This is a genomic window from Streptomyces sp. W16, assembly GCF_033194735.1.
Classification (GTDB): Bacteria; Actinomycetota; Actinomycetes; order Streptomycetales; family Streptomycetaceae; genus Streptomyces.
In genome coordinates this window covers 1-16416 of record NZ_JAWOAI010000200.1, presented here as the reverse complement: position 1 = coordinate 16416, position 16416 = coordinate 1, and the positions used below count along the sequence as shown (strand labels likewise).

Sequence of the window (16416 nt, the reverse complement as noted above, 5' to 3'; positions counted from 1 at the left end):
GATCCCCTCACGGAACTGCCGGCGCTCGTCCGACAGACCACCACCCTGCGCATACCTCATAAGAGACGGCGTACCGCGAGGATCAAGCTCTGTCAGCGGCTACGACAACCCGCGTTCAAGCTCAGTAGTACGCCTAGGCAGCCCAGCTGCCGCTGGACTGCGCCGTGGAACGGAACCGGAAGACGAAGGCGGTACCGGGGTCAACGTTGTACGTGACCACGGTCCACTGGTCCGCGGCGGCGTACACGAAGTCATCCGGATCCGGACACTCCAGCGTTCCTTCGGGGATGTTCTCGATGCAGACCTGGACGTACCGGTTGGTCTTCGGCTTGATGTTGATGTCGTTGCAGGAGCCGGAACTCTGTAAGTGGTCTCCGGCCGGGTAGTCCCTGGGGCCGTTGGGCTTGAAGTAGGTTTCGGCAGAGCCGTAGCAGGATTGCGCACCGGCCGGTGCTGCGTTGGCGGAGGGGGCCATTGCAAGGGCTGTTCCGATCAGGGAAGCCGTAGCGGCCAGGGGAATCAGACATGAACGGACAGACATGATCTGTGATCACCTGCTTTCAGACGTTGTAGGCCGACTATGACCGTGCAGACCGCGAACCATGTGCTGTCCGGTCTGTCCCGGACAGCACCGCGGCCGGCACCGTCGGGACTCGCATTACGCGCCCTAAGCGCTGAGGTGCCCGCGGAAGCAGTCCTGGTGGTTCTGTGGCCGGTTAACCGCTTCCGCATGTTCGATGTACGGCTCACACTCGGAGCCGCTGTCCCAGCTTCGGGTTCGAGCGCGGTTCACGCATTCGATTCGCTCCTGGCCGAACCGTGAGGGGCCTGGACTGAATCACCAGGGCAAGGGGAAACCGTGCTGCGGGTGTGCTTTACCGCCGAGGACTTGCTGCAAGTGACGTTTGCCAACGAGCCAGCATCAATGGTGGAGTTGACTCTCGCCATCGCGGTGCTCCAGCGGCCCGACCCGCTGTTCACCCTCTGGCGGCGGCGGACACTCCACACTTTGCCGCGTTCCGTAGGGCCGCTGCTGGAACTGGTGCCCGCCACGGCCAAAGGCCCGTTGTTCCTGGACCCGCTTAGCCTGGGATTCGACGACGGGCTCGACCAGGTCCTGTCGGCCCCCACCCCGTTCGTCCGCACCGAACTGCGCCGCGTGCACGCCGCCGGCCACCGCCCCGCCCCGTGGACCCGCCTGCTGGCCGACCGCGACCGGGAAGCCTGGAAGATCCTTGAACACGCCGTACGGGCAGCAAACACAGACGTTCTGGCCCGCTCATGGGACCGCATCCGTGCCGGATTCGACGCCGAACGCGCCTGGCGCGTCCAGCTCCTGGCCGCCCAGGGCATCCGCGCGACGCTGGCCGGCCTCGCTCCGGGGGCACGCTGGCAGGGCACCACCCTCGAGTTCGACAGCACCGACAATGTCGAGATCACACTCGACGGGCACGGCATCACCCTGCTGCCGTCCGTCTTCTGGACCGGACGGCCCCTGGTCGGCAGATACGCCGAGGGAACGTTCCTGGTCTACCCGGCTACAACCCCGCTCCCCCTACTCGACGACCCCAGCGCCAACGCCCTGGCCACGCTGCTGGGAGGCACCCGCGCCACCATCCTGGAACAGCTCACCCGACCACGCACCACCACCGACCTCGCCCGCCAACTCGACCTGGCAAAGTCCTCCGTGTCCGAACACACCGGGGCCCTCCGCGCCGCCCACCTCACCACCGCCCACCGTGACGGCAAATCCGTCTGGCACACATGCACCCCACTGGGACTCGGACTCCTCACCGGCTCTACCAGCACCACAAAACGCTGGCTGCCTCAACGCAACTGAGCCTGGGTTCAGAAGCCGTACGTTCGGTTGAGATAGGGCTTCAGAGTCAAGTTAGTGCAGGCGGAGGCTCGGACTCCGAAGCTTGCCCGGCCATGTGTCTCTGACCACTGTGGCCAGGTGTCGCTGACAGGCGCCCCCGTAACCTGGGGCCTTGCGCGAGGGTTGGCCAACTACCGGTGCCGGTCAAAGCCCATCTTCAGGACATCCGTTCCGTCTCATCGTTCGCTTTTCCGAACGGGCTCCAAGCCTCGGTCGTACCGTCAACGTCGTTGGCCAGAGCGTCCGTGTCTTACGTGGGCACGGCGGCTGTCCTTGGCGTATCAGGCGATATCCGAGTCACGTACGAGCTTCACCAGAAGCTCTGTGTCTCGGAGGTCCGACAGCACCGCCTCCGCTCCGGTGTCGCGGAGAGCGGCTTCGTCGCTGCGCCCGGATGCCACCGCGATGACTCGTACGCCGTTGGCGTGCGCGCCCTCCACGTCGGCAGGCGTGTCGCCGATCAGCACGGCATCTGCTGCGGACGCGTTTGCTCGCTGGAGGGACAGGCGCACCAAGCTGGCTCGGACGTCGCTCTCCTCCCCGTACGCGCCGAGATCCCACATGATGTGCCGGTCGAGCCCGAACACCTGGAGTTTGATCTCCGATACCCTGCGGACGTTTCCGGAGACCACGGTCTGCTGGACGCCGAGAGCGGCGAGCGCGTCGAGAGCAGCGGCTGCGCCCGGCAATGCATGGCCACGTTCACGCAGTTCGCCGGCCTGCTTCAGGTGCTCTTCCGTCAAGGCGTCGGCGAAGCGCTCGAAGTCCGCACGATCCGTGGTCAGTCCGTGGAGCTTCGCGGTCTCACGGAAGATCACGGACTCTGTGATGCCGTCGATCTTCGCTTGCTCGCGCATGGGCTGTCCCGTGGCCCCCTGGAACGCTGCTGCTGACAGCTCACGGCCCACACCACGTGTGTCGATCAAGGTGTGGTCGATGTCCCACAAGACCAGTCGTACCATCGCGCTCTTCAACTCCCCATCCGTGACTGGGTAACAAGACGTCACGCGACAGTGCACAGACCGTGCACGGACCCGCTCCATCCGCTCTACGCTGACGTTACGAGTCATGCTTGCGGAAGGGGGCGGAACCGTGAACCCAGCAAGACTGCCCGTCGGCAGGCAGATCAAGCACTACCGGCAGAAGAACGGCAATCGCTCTGCCTCGGTCATCGCCGGCCTGTGCGGTATTTCCGAGCGCTATCTGCAGATGATCGAAGCGGGAAAGAAGGTCCCATCCGCTGATGTGCTCTCCCGCCTCGCCGCCGAGTTAGGGGTACCCATCGCGGCACTGCTCTCCGATGAACTCATCGACGAAACTCCGGTGCCGCTCACCGCAGCGCCTGCTGTGGCCCGCGCGCTGATGGGCTACGGGCCACCGCGCAGTGCCGCCCCCATGAACACGGCACAACTCCGCGAACGAGTGGAACAGGCCTGGCGCACGTGGCAGTCCTCGAAGGAGCGCTTCACCGAGGCGGCCGGCGTGCTGCCGGAGTTGATCGGCGATGTGGAGCACGCGGTGCGGGTCCACCGTCGGGGCAACGACCAGGAAGTACGGCGCGAAGTCCTGCGGGTGGCAGCCGACTTGTATGGGCTCCTCCGCTCGTACTGCCGCCGCGCCGGAAGGCTTGACCTCTCCCTCGTGGTCGCCGACAGGGCGATCCGCGCTGCCGAGGACGCCGACGACCCTGTGCGCATCGCCGCTGCCCAGTGGAACCTCGGGCACGTCCTGCTCTCGCACAGCGATCCAGGCGCTGTGGAGGAAGCCAAGGAGGTTGCCCTCCTGGCGGTCGAACAGTTGCGTCACGCACCCGAGACAGCCGAGACCAAGGCCGTTGAGGGAGCACTCGAACTCGTCGCGGTCGTCTCCGAGGCGCGCTGCCGTAACTGGTGGAAGGCGCGTGAGCGACTGGAGAGGCGCGCCGTACCGCTCGCCCGCCAGGTGGGGGAGGGTAACGTCCTGTGGACGGTGTTCGGCCCTACCAATGTGGACATGCACGCGATGAGCATCGAGATGCTCGCCGGTGAGGCCGCCGAAGGCCTTCGAATGGCCGACCAGATCGACACGACCCAACTCCCTAGCCGTGAGCGCCGGTTCACGTTCGGTCTGGAACTGGCCAGATGTCACGACCTGCGCCGCGAGGACGCCGCGGTTCTTGTGCACCTGCTCAACCTTGAAGAGATCGCGCCCGAGGACCTGGCCCGCAGCCCGCTGGCTCGCGACATGATCCTTGACCTGCAGAGCCGTGTCCGTCCCACCTTCCGCCGTCAGGTCGCCGATCTTGCCGAGCGGTTTCAGCTGATCTGACCACGAACCGAGAGTTCACCCGAACTCTCGGTTCGGCTGGTGTTGTTGGCCTGCCCGTACCTTCGCCGGACAGCGACGGAGGACAGGCGACATGATCAGTGATGCAGTGGAGATGGTGAACGCCGATGGCACGCGTCTCGCGGCGGCCGGAGTGGCTTGGGATGTCGTCAAGATTCGTAGGCACCTCGCTGTCCGAGCGATCGAGCGGATCCCGGAACCGGGAGCCGTGGCAGTGGATCCATGGCCTGTGGAACCGGCCTTGTACTTCTTCGTTCCGGCGGGTAGTACCGGTGACTGGGACGTTCCCGAGACCACGGCGCTCGGTCTGGATTCGCATGTGGTCCTGCCTCCGGACAGCAGGGAGGCACCGCCCGGACCCTATTGGCTGATTTCCCCGCGGCGAGGGCTGACGTCGACCAGTGCACTGCGCCAGGCACTCACCTACGTGGTGAACTGCGCTCCAGAGCGGAGAGATCAACGGCCTCCAGACGTTGAGACGATGCGCGCCGCATCGGCAGAGTTATTCGGTGACGACAGCATGCTCCCGAGGTGGGAGACCGTTCAGGCCCTCGCCCATCTCTTTCATAGCCACGTCACGTTGTTGATTCTGGCCGTGGAGGATCTCGCCGTACGGCAACCGAATGGAGATGTCCGTGCCCGGTCCGCACTGGCCAGTGTTGCTGAGGCTCGCCGACATCTGGACGAGATCGAGGCAATCGACCTGGTCGGGGAGGTCAGGCGCGTCCAGCGACTCGGCCGTTCCATGCTCGCCCTCTGCGATCACTTCGAGGCACTCAACGGGCTGCTGATGTGCCTCGGCTGTGACGAGCACATCAAAGACGATGAGGAGTCGGTGTCGTACGACAAGGTGAGCCCGTCCGGCGGAGCCGCCACGGCGGGACGCATCCATGTCAGATGCGCCGACAAGGTACGCCGTTCCTGAAGCGCGCTGCCCGCCCATGCGACACAGGTCCGCTGCTGTACTACCCCAGGAGCAGTGGCAAGGACCGGTACTACGGACCGCGCTGACTGGCGACAGCTCTTCGCAGACACCACCCAACTTGGCGGGTGGAACGACGTCCGAGCGTTGGCCGAAGCGCCCGCGCCCCTTGACTGGTCGTCGGGGTGTCGTGCGTCTTGCCTCCCCTGTCGAGGCCCGCATCCCGGCGGCCAACTCCCCTCTGACCAACTCCCCTTGAGGTCTCGATGTCCCCATTACGGGCGCTCGTGCCCTGTCTCAAAACGTTAGTCTCGCTGGCCGTCGGTCGGGTGGGTGTGGTGGGAGCCGCTTCGAAGTGCCCTCGCAGGTGCGGGATATGTCGATGAGCGGTGCTGTTCGGCCTCAGTTTCATCCGGCCGGTTTCGACGGCGTGTTGCGGACGGCGCTGGACGACGTACGTGCCGGCCGGTGGCGGTCGACGAGCGAGCTGCTGAGGAACTGCCCCACCTGGGGGGTGCGTACCGCTCGCAGTCAGGTCCTGGCGGCGGCGGTGGTTGCGGCTCAAGGGGATGCGGTCGAGGCGTGGTTGCAGGAGGAGCCGAGTGCGGACGCGTTGATGATGCGGGCGCGGGTGCGGGTGCAGGAGGCGTTGGGTGCGTACCGCGCGGGGGAGCGCGGTGTGGGTGTGCTGGTGGATCGTGCCCGGGCGGCGTGCGGGGAGGCGGCGCGCTATGGGCCTGCTGATCCGGTGCCGTGGGTGTGTCTGTTGGCGCTGGCGCAGCTGGACTGGCCCGAGGCGTGGCGGCGGCGTCCCGAGCACCGGGCGCACCCTCCGGAGTACATGTTGCCGACCGGGCCGTGGGGTCTGCTGCACGAGGCCGACCAGCGTGATCCGGGCAGTCGTGAGGCGTGGCACCGCATGATCCGGGTGCTGCGGGCGTACGGGGCGAACGTGCATGACGTGGTGCGGTGGATCTGTACGTGGGCGCCGGAGGGTTCGCCGCTGTTGCTGCTGCCGTTGTATCTGCACGCCGAGCACTATGCGAAGGAGCGGGCGCGCGGTGCGCTGACCCCGTTGTACTGGACCACCGACCCGATCTCGCATTACACGTGGCGGGCGCTGGAGGGGTGGTTCTGGTCCGCGGACCAGGCTGAGTGGTCGCCGCAGGACCTGAACCACCTTGCGCAGGCGCTGTTCTCCACCGGCCTGTACCCGGAGGCTGCCCAGGTCTTCGTGGCGATCGGGCCGTTCGTCACCCCGGAGCCGTGGAAGTACGTCGCCGAGACACCGGAGCTGTGGCTGGAGCAGTTCGAACGCGCCCGCGACCGCTGCCTTCGGGCCGGCGTAGGCGGCATGCGGTACGCGGCGCGACGCCGGTGACCGGCCGCCGGGGCACCTGCCGGGCCCCGCCCCGCCGGCGCTCCCTCACCGTGCAGGGTCCACCGCCGGCCCCTGGCCTTTTCCACCGTCCCCTACTCCTGTTTCCGGAGGTACGTCCGTTGTCTTCCCCACGAACCACCCACCGCCGCGCCCCGAGCGCCCAGAGCGATGAGGACATGCTGCGGCAGCTCGGTTACCAGCCCCAACTGGCCCGCCGCATGGGCCCGTTCGGGAATTTCGCGCTCAGCTTCTCGATCATCTCGGTGCTGTCCGGGTGCATGACCCTGTTCGGGTTCGGGCTCATCACCGGCGGTCCGGCCGACATGCTGTGGGGCTGGGCCTTCGTCGGCCTGACGGTGCTGTGTCTGGGGGCCGCGCTCGCCGAGGTCACCTCCGCCTACCCCGTAGCCGGCGCCCTCTTCTATATGGCCGGCAGACTCGGCGGCCCCAAGTGGGGCTTCTATACCGGGTATTTGAACCTGTTGGGCCTGCTCGGCGGCATGGCGGGGGGCAGTTACGGCATGTCGCTGTTCGTCGGCGCCTGGCTCAACCTCCAGTGGGGCTTCACACCCACCCCCGGAAAGACGCTGGCCATCTGCGGCGCCATCCTGTTACTGCTCGCCGTGCTCAACCTGTTCGGGGTGCGGCTGGTGTCCGTACTGAACTCGGTCAGCGTGTGGTGGCACATCGGCGGCGTCGCGGCGATCGTCGGCGCCCTGGCCCTCATCCCCTCCCACCACCAGTCGGCGAGCTTCGTGTTCACCCACTTCGCGAACACCACCGGGTGGGGCAACCACCTCTATGTGATCGCGCTGGGGCTGCTGCTCGCGCAGTACACCTTCTGCGGCTACGACGCCTCCGCCCACCTCTCGGAGGAGACCGTCCATGCCCAGATATCGGCTGCCAAGGGCATCGTGAACTCCATCTTCTACTCCTGGATCGTGGGCTTCGTCCTGCTCGCCGGGATGCTGTTCGCGATCCAGGACTACGCAGGCACCGTCGGCACCGCGACCGGGGTGCCGCCCGCGCAGATCTTCCTCGACGCCCTCGGCCTGACCGGCGCGAAGATCCTCCTGCTGGTCGTGATCGTCGCCCAGCTGTTCTGCGCGAACGCAGGCCTCGCCTCCGCCTCACGGATGGTGTTCGCGTTCTCCCGCGACGGCGCCCTGCCCTTCTCCAAGACCTGGCAGCGGCTGAGCCCCCGCACCAAGACCCCGGTCCCGGCCGTGTGGCTGTCGGTAGTCGTCCCCTTCGTCCTGGCCCTGCCGTCGCTGTACTCGCTGACCGCGTACTACGCGGTCACCGCGATCAACGTCATCGGTATCACCCCGGCCTACGCCATCCCCGTCTTCCTGCGCCTGCGCGCCGGAGACCGCTTCGTCCGGGGCCCCTGGCACCTGGGCCGCTGGAGCAAACCCATCGGCTGGACAGCCGTCATCTGGGTCGCCTTCATCACCGTGATGTTCTTGCTTCCGCAGGTCTCCCCGGTCACCAAGGACTCCTTCAACTACGCCCCCGTCGCGCTCGCGGCCGTCCTGCTCCTGGCCACCATCGGATGGGCGACCCGCGGGCGACGCGGCTACGGCATCCCCGCGTACGGGACCGCCAAGGAGCGCGCGCTGTTGGGGGAGGACCTCGTATGAGTGAGACCTCTTTCCAGCCGTCGGCCTCTGATTTCGTGGCCCTGTGCGAGCTGGTGGACCGCGGGGCTGTGGACACCGTGATGCTGGCCGTGCCCGACATGCAGGGCCGGCTGAAGGGCAAGCGGATCGACGCGCACCACTTCGTTGACGGCGTCGCGTTCGGCGGCAGCGACATGTGTGCTTACGTCCTGGCCACCGACGTCGACAACCGCGCGCTCGACGGTTTCACCCTGTCCTGCGCCGACACCGGCTACGGCGACGTGAGCCTGCTCCCCGACCCGGGCGCCGTCTACCAGCTGGCCTGGATGCGGCGCACCGCCCTGGTCTTCGCCGACGCCATCGGCCACGACGGAGGGCCCGTCAGCGTGGCCCCGAGGCAGATCCTGCAACGCCAGCTCGCCCGGCTCACCGCCCGCGGCATCACCGCCCAGGTCGGCCTGGAGACCGAATTCGTGCTCAGCCACACCGACGCCGCAAACCCCCACCACCCCACACGGCGGCCGGTGTCCGACCGCAACCTCGACTACGCCCTCGACCACCCACAGGTACTGACCCGCTTCTTCGAGGATCTGCAGGAATGCCTCGCCGGCATGGGACGGCCCGTCGAGGCGATCAAGACCGAGGGCGCCGCCGGGCAGGTGGAAGTGACGTTCCCCCACGGCAAGCCGCTACGGGCGGCCGACATCCACCTGCTGTTCCAGCATGCCGCGCGGACCATCGCCGAGCAGGCCGGACTGGTGGCGAACTTCATGGCCGCGCCCGCGACCGGCATCGGCAGCAGCTGCCACATCCACCTCTCCCTCCTGGACCGCGACAGGGTGCCGCTGTTCGCCGAGACCGAGGGACGGACGCCCGATGCCGCGCGCTACGCCGTCGGCGGCCTCCTCGACATCCTGCCGCACCTGGGTCTGCTGTACGCGCCGACGGTCAACTCCTACAAACGCTACGTCCCGGGAACCTTCGCGCCGACGACCTTCACCTGGGGCCGCGACAACCGCACCTGCGCCATCCGGGTCGTCGGCCGCGGTGACAACCTCCACCTGGAGAACCGTCTGCCCGGCGCCGACACCAACCCCTACCTCGCGCTCGCCTCGACCCTCGCCGCCGTCCTGGCCGGCCTCGACCACAAGTCCGAACCGCCCAAGCCCTACATCGGCAGCGCCTTCGACGACCCCGAGGCACCACCAGTACCGGGCTCACTCCAAGAGGCGCTCGACGCCCTCCAGGGCTGCCCGCTGCCGGCACAGGACTTGCTTACCGCGGACGTGGCCTCGCACTACAAGAACGCGGCCCGCCACGAACTCGCCGTGCACCGCACCACCGTGACCGACCTCGACCTACGACGAGGACTCGCCACACCCTGACCGGCACCCAACTCCCGTGCGCGGCGGCCGGGTTGGGGCTCGCCATTGCGTACAGGCCCTCCCCGCTCAGTGCTGGGTGCGCAGCTCCGGATCCGTACTTGGCGCCGGGGAGCCGAACCCCCTTCGTTCCCCGGGACCAGACGGTGGCCCGGGGGACGAAGGGCCCCACGAAACCGAGCAGACCGATCACTTCTCGACATGACCATCTGTGACCCACACCCGCTTCACCGTGCTGGACGACACCAAGCGCCATCCTCACCTGGCCCAGACGAGCATCCGGACCGGGTGAGTATCCGATGACCCCTGCCCCGGTGCTCGCGAGGCCAGCGGCTGTGGTGCCGGCGCGGACTCCAACTCCCGCTGCCGGGCGGCGGGTTCACCGCCGGCCTGGCCCTGAGGCACCACCAGCCCGTCGCTCCCCCGCCGCTCGGCGATCAGGCAGCGACGGACGACAGACGGACAACTGCACAGGCTCCCCTCTCGGTGCTCGCGGCGTGTGGTGCCGCTCGGGCCAGGACGGCAGCGCCCACCTCACTATCCGTTCCCTCACTTGTGGAGAGTGCCTTGCTCGCAGCCCCGCCATTCGACAGCGTCGAGGGTGCCTACCTCGCTCTGCTACGACTCACAACTGAGCAGCCGGAGCACCGGATTGACGCGCGCGGCAACGCCGCCCGTGAAGTGATCGGGGTCAGCTTCCGACTCGCGGATCCCCGTCAGCGCCTGCCGTATCTGGCCGAGCGCCGGGCGAATCCGGTGTTCCAGTTCGCCGAGGCCCTGTGGTACCTCGCCGGCCGCCGGGACCTGGAGATGATCGGCTACTACTCGTCGTCCATGCGCGCCTGCAGTGCCGACGGCATCCGTCTCGGCGGATCCGCCTACGGGCACACGTTGTTCAGCCCGATCCGTGGCGGTCGGTCTCAGTTCGACCAGGTCGTGGAGCTGCTGCTGAACGAGACGGACAGCAAACGCGGCTACCTGCCGGTGTTCGCGGCCAGGGAACTCGCCAACCTCGACAACCCCGACGTCGCCTGCCTGGCCGGTCTGCACCTGCTGCTGCGCAACGGGCAACTGCACATGGTGTGCAGCATGCGGGCGAACGACCTCGACTGCGGCCTGCTGTCCGACGTTTTCTCCTTCACGATGATCCACGAGTACGCGGCGGTCCAACTCGGCCTGGAGCTGGGGACGTACACGCACACGATCGGGTCCGCCCACGTCAACGACAGCGACGCTGAGCGTGTCAAACGCGTCCTCAAGGAGGCGGAATCCCGGCCGACGCCGCCGTTCTTCCCGTTCCCGTCGATGCCCCGGAACACCACGGGTTCCACCATTGCGGACGTCTTGCACCACGAACATGTGCTCCGTACAAACCGGCGCCGCTACAGCGCCGAGCACATTACGGGCCTGGACTTGGATCCGTACTGGCAGCAGGCAGTGCTGCTGTTCGAGCTGTACCGGCAGATCCAGCACTACCAGACCACAGCATGCGACCCGGACGTCCTGGCCGCACTCGATCCCGGCCCGCGCTGGCTCATGGAACGCAAGTGGCCCCACTGCGCCGCGACGTCGGTCGGCGGTTCCCGGTGAGCGGCGGCCGGCCGATGAGCGGCGCGGTGGTCGAGGGCATCGACTTCGACTGCTGGGCGGTCATCCTGTGCAAGCCTGACGCGGTGGCGCGCGGCCTGGTCAAGCAGATCCTTGAGAGGATCTCCGGTGCGGGCGTCGCCCTCTCGGGCCGTCTGGACCTGATCGCCGAGGCGTGGCAGCCGCACGTCGTCTACCGGGATCTCCTCGCCGACACCGGGCGCCGTCATCTTCCCGATCTGCCGGTGTGGATCGATGCTGCGTTCGCGGGCCGGGAGGTAACCGTGGCGCTCGCGCACTGTGAACCCGGCCTCCATGCCCGGCTGCGCCAGCTGATCGGGCACACCGATCCGGCCCGGGCGGCAACCGGCACGATCCGCGGTGACCTGGGTGACGACAGCCTCGCAGCGGCAGGGGAGGAGAGGCGTCTCGTACGCAACCTCGTCCACACCAGCGACGACCCGGCCGGAGCCCGCCGGGAGTACGGGACGTGGTACGGGCCGGGCCGCCGTCTGCAGATCGCCGACTTCGACCGCTGCTCGGTGATCCTGTGCAAGCCGGATGCCGTCGAGCGCGGTCTCACGGACACCATCCTTGCGCGGATCGAGGCCGCCGGCTGCACGATAGCGAGCCGCCGCAACGTCGTCGTACAGCCGTGGCAGGCCCATGTGCACTACTGGGATCTCCTCGTCGACGCGGACCACTTCCCCGACCGGGACATCCCCGCCTGCCTGGATGACGCCTACGCGGGCAAGGCCGTGACCGTCGCTCTCGCCTACGGCGAGCCGGGCATCCATCTCCAACTGCGCCAGCTGATCGGCCACTTCGACCCGCTGCGGGCCGCGCCCGGCACAATCCGCGGCGACCTCGGCCACGACAGCCTGGAGCGCGCCCTCGACGAGAAACGCCTCGTCCACAACCTCGTGCACACCTCGGACGACGCCGGCTCCGCCCGCCGCGACTTCGGCACCTGGTTCGGCGCCGACCACCGCGCCCTGCTCACCACCCCCACTTCTCTTCCCGCTCAGCCCACGTCCACCGACCGCTGAACACGCCTGTGTGGAGGTCCTGATGACCCTTCCCGTCGTACCGCGCCGCCGCCTGCTCCCGCTCCTTACCACGGAGCAGATCGGCGAGTTGAAGCCCGCGCTCGCCGACGTGATCGAATACCGCAAGTCCGGACTGTCGCTCAACCACATCGTCGGCTGCCCCCTGGAATGCGGCTACTGCGTCCGCCACGAGTTCGACAACTTCGACATGAAGACGCCTAAGCGTCTGATGAGCGACGAATCCGCAGTCGCCGCCCTCGTCGACCACCCCTACTTCCGGCCGCACCAGACGCCGATCCAGCTGTTCAACCGGGCCACGGACCCGATGCTGCCGGTGGTCAAGCCACACCTGTTCGCTGTACTGCGCCAGCTCGACGACCACGGCCTGACCAACCATGTCCTGGTCATCACGCGGTGGCGGGTGAGCGCCGAGGACTGCGCGGTCCTCAACTCGTACACGAACCTGCGCCTGACCCTGCTGGTGACGCACTCCGGCATCGACGACCCGGCCATCGAGCCGGTGAACTCGGCGTACGCGGCCGACAGCCTGCGCATGCTGTACGAACACGCCGACCGCTACCGGACTGTCCTGTACTGGCGTCCGATCGTGCCGGGCCTCAACGACTCCGACGAGCACGTCGAGCGGGCCCGCGAACTGTCCCTGCACGCCCACGCCACCGTGTTCACGGGCCTGTTCTTCCGCGACGAGATCAGGGCCTACTACGAGGCAAACGGCCTGCCCGTGCCGTACCACGACACGGCCCGCCGCAAGATCATGCCGGAACAGGCCGAGCAGCGGATCCTGGACGCCTTCAACGCGGCGCAGATCCCCGGAGCAGCTCCGTGGGGAACGCTGTTCCGCAAGACAAGCTGCGGTGTCGCCTACGCCCACGGGGAGGCCGACTACAACGGCCATTACGGGGTGCGTGAACTGTGTGACATCTGCCCGCCCGAGCAGGTCGCGCTGTGCGCGAAGGCGTGGGTCACACCCGAGCTGGAGACCGTCACCCGTGAGGCGCGCGCCCTCGGCGCGATCGGCACCGTTGAGATCAACGATCGTGCCATCGTCGTCGAGGGACTGGACGAGCAGCCGCGCTACTACCTCCAGCACGGGTTCGGCTACCAGTGCCACGACCGCAACAAGCCCCACCTCTACCGCCGCCACGGCCGGGCCCCCATCGGCTGGGAGGCGGAGGACGGATCCACCACCCCATGAACTTCGCCTCCTGGCCCACGCTGCTCGTCGTCGACGTCGAGGGCAACGGCACCAACCCGCCCGACCTCGTCGAGATCGCCGCCCTGCCTGTGCGCGTCGGCATCCCCGACACCTCCACCGCCGGAGCCTGGCTGATTCGCCCCGAACGGCCCGTCACCGCGCGCGCGGCCGGCATCCACGGCCTGACCAACGAACTCCTCGCCGACCAGTCCACCTGGGCCCAACTAGCCGACGAGGTAGGCGCGTTCCTCGGCCAGAACTGGATCTGCGCCCACAACGCCCACGTCGACTACCGGGAACTGCACCGGCACCTCCCCGGGTGGCAGCCGGTCGGGGTCATCGACACCCTGCGCCTGGCCAGGGCGACCTACACGGACCTGACCTCCTACACCCTCGACGCCCTGATCAAGCATGTGGCACCGGACCTGTCGCAGGCCCCGCGGACCGGCCGGCACCGCGCGACCTACGACGCGTATGCCACCGCCCAGCTCCTGATCGCCATGGCCGAGCACTACGAGAGCTGGGACCAGCTGATCGCTGCGGCCGTGCCGCCCGGTCTGCCCGGCGCCCCACAACCAGAAGAGGACCCCACCTTGTGGTGACAACCCATCAGCCCATCCGAATCGGCGTGCTCGGCACCCACTCCACCGGCAAGACCACGCTCCTGAAGCGCATAGAGATGGAACTGCGCGCCGAAGGAATCACCGTGGGACGCACCAGCCGCCTCGGCAAACGCGCCGCGGCGGCCGGCCTGCCCAAGATGCAGCGTCACACGGCCCGGTCCACCGAGTGGATCATCACGCAAGGGATTGCCGACGAGATCGCCGCCATCGCACAGGGCGCCGAAGTCGTCCTCGACCGGGCCGCCCACGATGCCCTCGCCTACTTCCACGCCGCACTGGAATACCGCGGCGAAACCGCACCCCGGACGGAGCACAAGCGCCTCCACGCCCTCGCCGCCACCCAACTCCCCAAATATCACCTGCTGTTGGCGACCGTCCTTGACGAGAGCGTGCCCGTCGACCCCCGCCACGACTACGACCCCCGCTACCGGCGACTCGTCGACCAGCACGTGCACCAGCTCCTGGACCGCGACGACATCCCCCACCTCCGGGTCCACAGCGACCCCGACAGCCAGGCCCACATCGTCGACGAAGCCGTACGGAGCTGCCTGACGGAGGCCCTCGTATGACATCCGTGCTGCCCGGGGGCACCATCACCATCGCCGGGAAGTCCGTGTCCCGGCTCGGCTTCGGGACGATGCGCCTGACCGGCCCCGGCATCTGGGGCGAGCCCGCAGACCGCGAGACCGCACTGAGCGTCCTGCGCCAGGCCGTGCACACGTACGGCATCAGCCACATCGACACCGCCGACGCCTACGGCCCCCACACCGCCGAACAGTTGATCCGCGACGCGCTCTACCCATACCCGGAGCACGTACTGATCGCCACGAAGGTCGGCTTGGTGCGCCCCGGACCAGTTCAGTGGATGCCCCTCGGCAACCCCTACTACCTGCGGGCCTGCGTGGAAGCCAGCCTGCGCCGCCTCCAAGTGGAGCGGCTGGAGTTGTGCTACCTGCACCGTATCGATCCCGAGGTGGCACTCGACGACCAGATCGCCGTCCTGAAAGCACTCCAGGATGAGGGCAAGATCGGGCACATCGGCCTGTCCAAGGTCACCCCCGAGGTCATCCGCCTGGCGGGCAAGACCCTGACCGTCGCCGCGGTGCAGAACGTCTTCAACACCACCGACCGCTTCGACGACGCAGTAGAGGTGTGCGGCGAACTCGGCATTCCCTACATCGCCTACCGGCCGCTCGACGCAGGCGTCCTCGCCCGGACTAACGGGCCCGCCGTACCTCTGCATTGGCTCCTCGACCGCGGCAGCCACATCGCCCCCATCCCCAGCACAAGCCAGCCGAGCCACCTCGCCGAGATCGTGGCAGCAGCACCAGGGGGCTCGCTTTGACGCCCGCCACCGCCGCGATACCCGTAGGGCGCAGCGCCGCCTACGAGGACTGGAGGCCGCCGGTCGTCGGCGTCGCACTCTTGATGCCGATCGGTGCGGACTGCCTCGTTGTCGCCGACCTGCACGGACTGCTCATGCTGCCCGTCGGCGACATTCGCACAGGGCAGTCCCCGCAGGAGGCGGCTGAGCGGATTCTTACTTCCCGTGACGGCCTTCCGCCCCTTCGACGAGTCGTGGTGGACCAGGTTCAGATGCGGCGACGGAAGGTCATTACCCACGTGCTGGCCCCCACGGCGATGACCTGCTCGGTCGTTGAGGGCCTGGCCTACCGGGACCCCAGGGCCACCCTGCGCGTCATGCCTACCGTCCACTTCATCGGCGAGGTGTGGCCCAAGATCCGGCTGAGGGTTGTGGTTGGTCTGCAAGCTCTCGCCACGGGCGAGCCAGCTTTTACGGAAGGCGGCGTGGTGCGGGCCGCAGTCCGCGAGGAGATCGGTTCGTAGATCCCTCAGCGGTCAACTGGGCACAGGGCGTTGAACCGAACATTCTTGGTTGCAGGGTGACACCCCGGCGTCGCCACAAGTCGATCACTCGCTGGAAGAGCTTAATCAGGATTCGGCGGAAGCTTTGGGCGCCAGTTAGGTGGAGTCGTCTAATTATTGGCTGGGGGATTCTGAAATCTGTTGACCGTGCAGTCGAGCTCACTCTTGATTCCGTGTGTCAGCTGAGTGTGACCTGTCGGTTGGTAGGCCCGCCATGTGCGTTCGGTGAACTCGGCGGTCGGTTTCTCGATGTCGTCCGTGGTGAGCCCGCTCGGGAGGTCCCAGACGGGGGCGGTGAGACCGTGAGCACGGAAGGAGCCCACGAGGCGGGTGCCGTCACCGAGACCGGAGCGGCCGGCGGCGTGCAGCCGCGCGAGTCCGTCCAGAAGCTGCTCCTCCGGGTGCGGCATGACCCGGCGCAGGTGGTTCTTGTCCGGCGTCTCGCACCAGTACGCGGCGTCCACGCCCTGGAGTTTCACGGTCGGGATGGCGGCGGCGTTGGCGCGCTCCAGGGAGGCGGTCACCTCGGGCGACGTGTTCTCC

General features: G+C 67.7%; 16 protein-coding genes. 13 read left to right on the top strand and 3 right to left on the bottom strand.

The features are described 5' to 3' along the window. Window positions 1-133: 133 nt before the first annotated feature. Window positions 134-475 carry a hypothetical protein gene (locus R6V09_RS25575; RefSeq protein WP_317883765.1) on the bottom strand — a complete coding sequence of 114 codons (342 nt, stop codon included), beginning with the start codon at window positions 473-475 and terminating at the stop codon, window positions 134-136. A 450-nt stretch (window positions 476-925) separates the two neighbouring features. On the opposite strand from R6V09_RS25575, the gene R6V09_RS25570 reads away from it, so the two are divergent. After that, complete coding sequence (locus tag R6V09_RS25570) at window positions 926-1840, top strand: ArsR/SmtB family transcription factor (protein WP_317883764.1); 915 nt, start codon at window positions 926-928, stop codon at window positions 1838-1840. Between the two features lie 320 nt (window positions 1841-2160). Here R6V09_RS25570 and R6V09_RS25565 read toward each other — a convergent pair whose 3' ends face one another. Further along, a complete protein-coding gene (locus R6V09_RS25565; protein WP_317883767.1) occupies window positions 2161-2841 on the bottom strand; it encodes an HAD family hydrolase in 681 nt (226 codons plus the stop codon). Between the two features lie 130 nt (window positions 2842-2971). Between R6V09_RS25565 and R6V09_RS25560 the strand changes: the two genes are divergently transcribed. The 12 genes from R6V09_RS25560 (at window position 2972) to R6V09_RS25505 (ending at window position 15834) form a co-directional block, all read left to right on the top strand. Next, window positions 2972-4186 carry a helix-turn-helix domain-containing protein gene (locus R6V09_RS25560; RefSeq protein ID WP_317883763.1) on the top strand — a complete coding sequence of 405 codons (1215 nt, stop codon included), beginning with the start codon at window positions 2972-2974 and terminating at the stop codon, window positions 4184-4186. A gap of 91 nt (window positions 4187-4277) precedes the next feature. Further along, window positions 4278-5129, top strand: coding sequence for a DUF6415 family natural product biosynthesis protein (locus R6V09_RS25555; RefSeq protein WP_317883762.1), 852 nt, complete (start codon window positions 4278-4280; stop codon window positions 5127-5129). Between the two features lie 379 nt (window positions 5130-5508). Next, the gene (locus R6V09_RS25550; protein WP_317883761.1) at window positions 5509-6507 is read left to right on the top strand and encodes a hypothetical protein; all 999 of its coding nucleotides are present in this window, start codon (window positions 5509-5511) and stop codon (window positions 6505-6507) included. A 176-nt stretch (window positions 6508-6683) separates the two neighbouring features. After that, on the top strand, window positions 6684-8150 hold the full coding sequence (locus R6V09_RS25545) for an amino acid permease (RefSeq protein WP_317883766.1): 1467 nt from the start codon (window positions 6684-6686) through the stop codon (window positions 8148-8150). Continuing rightward, window positions 8147-9514: a glutamine synthetase family protein gene (locus tag R6V09_RS25540; RefSeq protein ID WP_317883760.1), complete on the top strand. Its 1368-nt coding sequence runs from the start codon at window positions 8147-8149 to the stop codon at window positions 9512-9514. Before R6V09_RS25545 ends, R6V09_RS25540 begins: the two co-directional genes overlap by 4 nt. A gap of 564 nt (window positions 9515-10078) precedes the next feature. Further along, on the top strand, window positions 10079-11101 hold the full coding sequence (locus R6V09_RS25535; protein WP_317883759.1) for a thymidylate synthase: 1023 nt from the start codon (window positions 10079-10081) through the stop codon (window positions 11099-11101). Next, entirely contained in the window at window positions 11059-12147 is a 1089-nt protein-coding gene (locus tag R6V09_RS25530) for a nucleoside-diphosphate kinase (RefSeq protein ID WP_317883758.1), read from the top strand. The genes R6V09_RS25535 and R6V09_RS25530 overlap by 43 nt, the downstream gene beginning before the upstream one ends. A 22-nt stretch (window positions 12148-12169) precedes the next feature. Then, entirely contained in the window at window positions 12170-13363 is a 1194-nt protein-coding gene (locus R6V09_RS25525; RefSeq protein WP_317883757.1) for a radical SAM protein, read from the top strand. Next, window positions 13360-13965: a 3'-5' exonuclease gene (locus R6V09_RS25520; protein WP_317883756.1), complete on the top strand. Its 606-nt coding sequence runs from the start codon at window positions 13360-13362 to the stop codon at window positions 13963-13965. Before R6V09_RS25525 ends, R6V09_RS25520 begins: the two co-directional genes overlap by 4 nt. Then, window positions 13962-14555: an AAA family ATPase gene (locus R6V09_RS25515; protein WP_317883755.1), complete on the top strand. Its 594-nt coding sequence runs from the start codon at window positions 13962-13964 to the stop codon at window positions 14553-14555. The genes R6V09_RS25520 and R6V09_RS25515 overlap by 4 nt, the downstream gene beginning before the upstream one ends. Further along, the gene (locus R6V09_RS25510) at window positions 14552-15331 is read left to right on the top strand and encodes an aldo/keto reductase (RefSeq protein ID WP_317883754.1); all 780 of its coding nucleotides are present in this window, start codon (window positions 14552-14554) and stop codon (window positions 15329-15331) included. The genes R6V09_RS25515 and R6V09_RS25510 overlap by 4 nt, the downstream gene beginning before the upstream one ends. Then, window positions 15328-15834, top strand: coding sequence for a hypothetical protein (locus R6V09_RS25505; protein ID WP_317883753.1), 507 nt, complete (start codon window positions 15328-15330; stop codon window positions 15832-15834). Before R6V09_RS25510 ends, R6V09_RS25505 begins: the two co-directional genes overlap by 4 nt. A 149-nt stretch (window positions 15835-15983) precedes the next feature. On the opposite strand, the gene R6V09_RS25500 is transcribed toward R6V09_RS25505, so the two are convergent. After that, a partial coding sequence (locus R6V09_RS25500) for a DUF5926 family protein (RefSeq protein ID WP_442810131.1) occupies window positions 15984-16416 on the bottom strand: 433 nt, incomplete at its 5' end.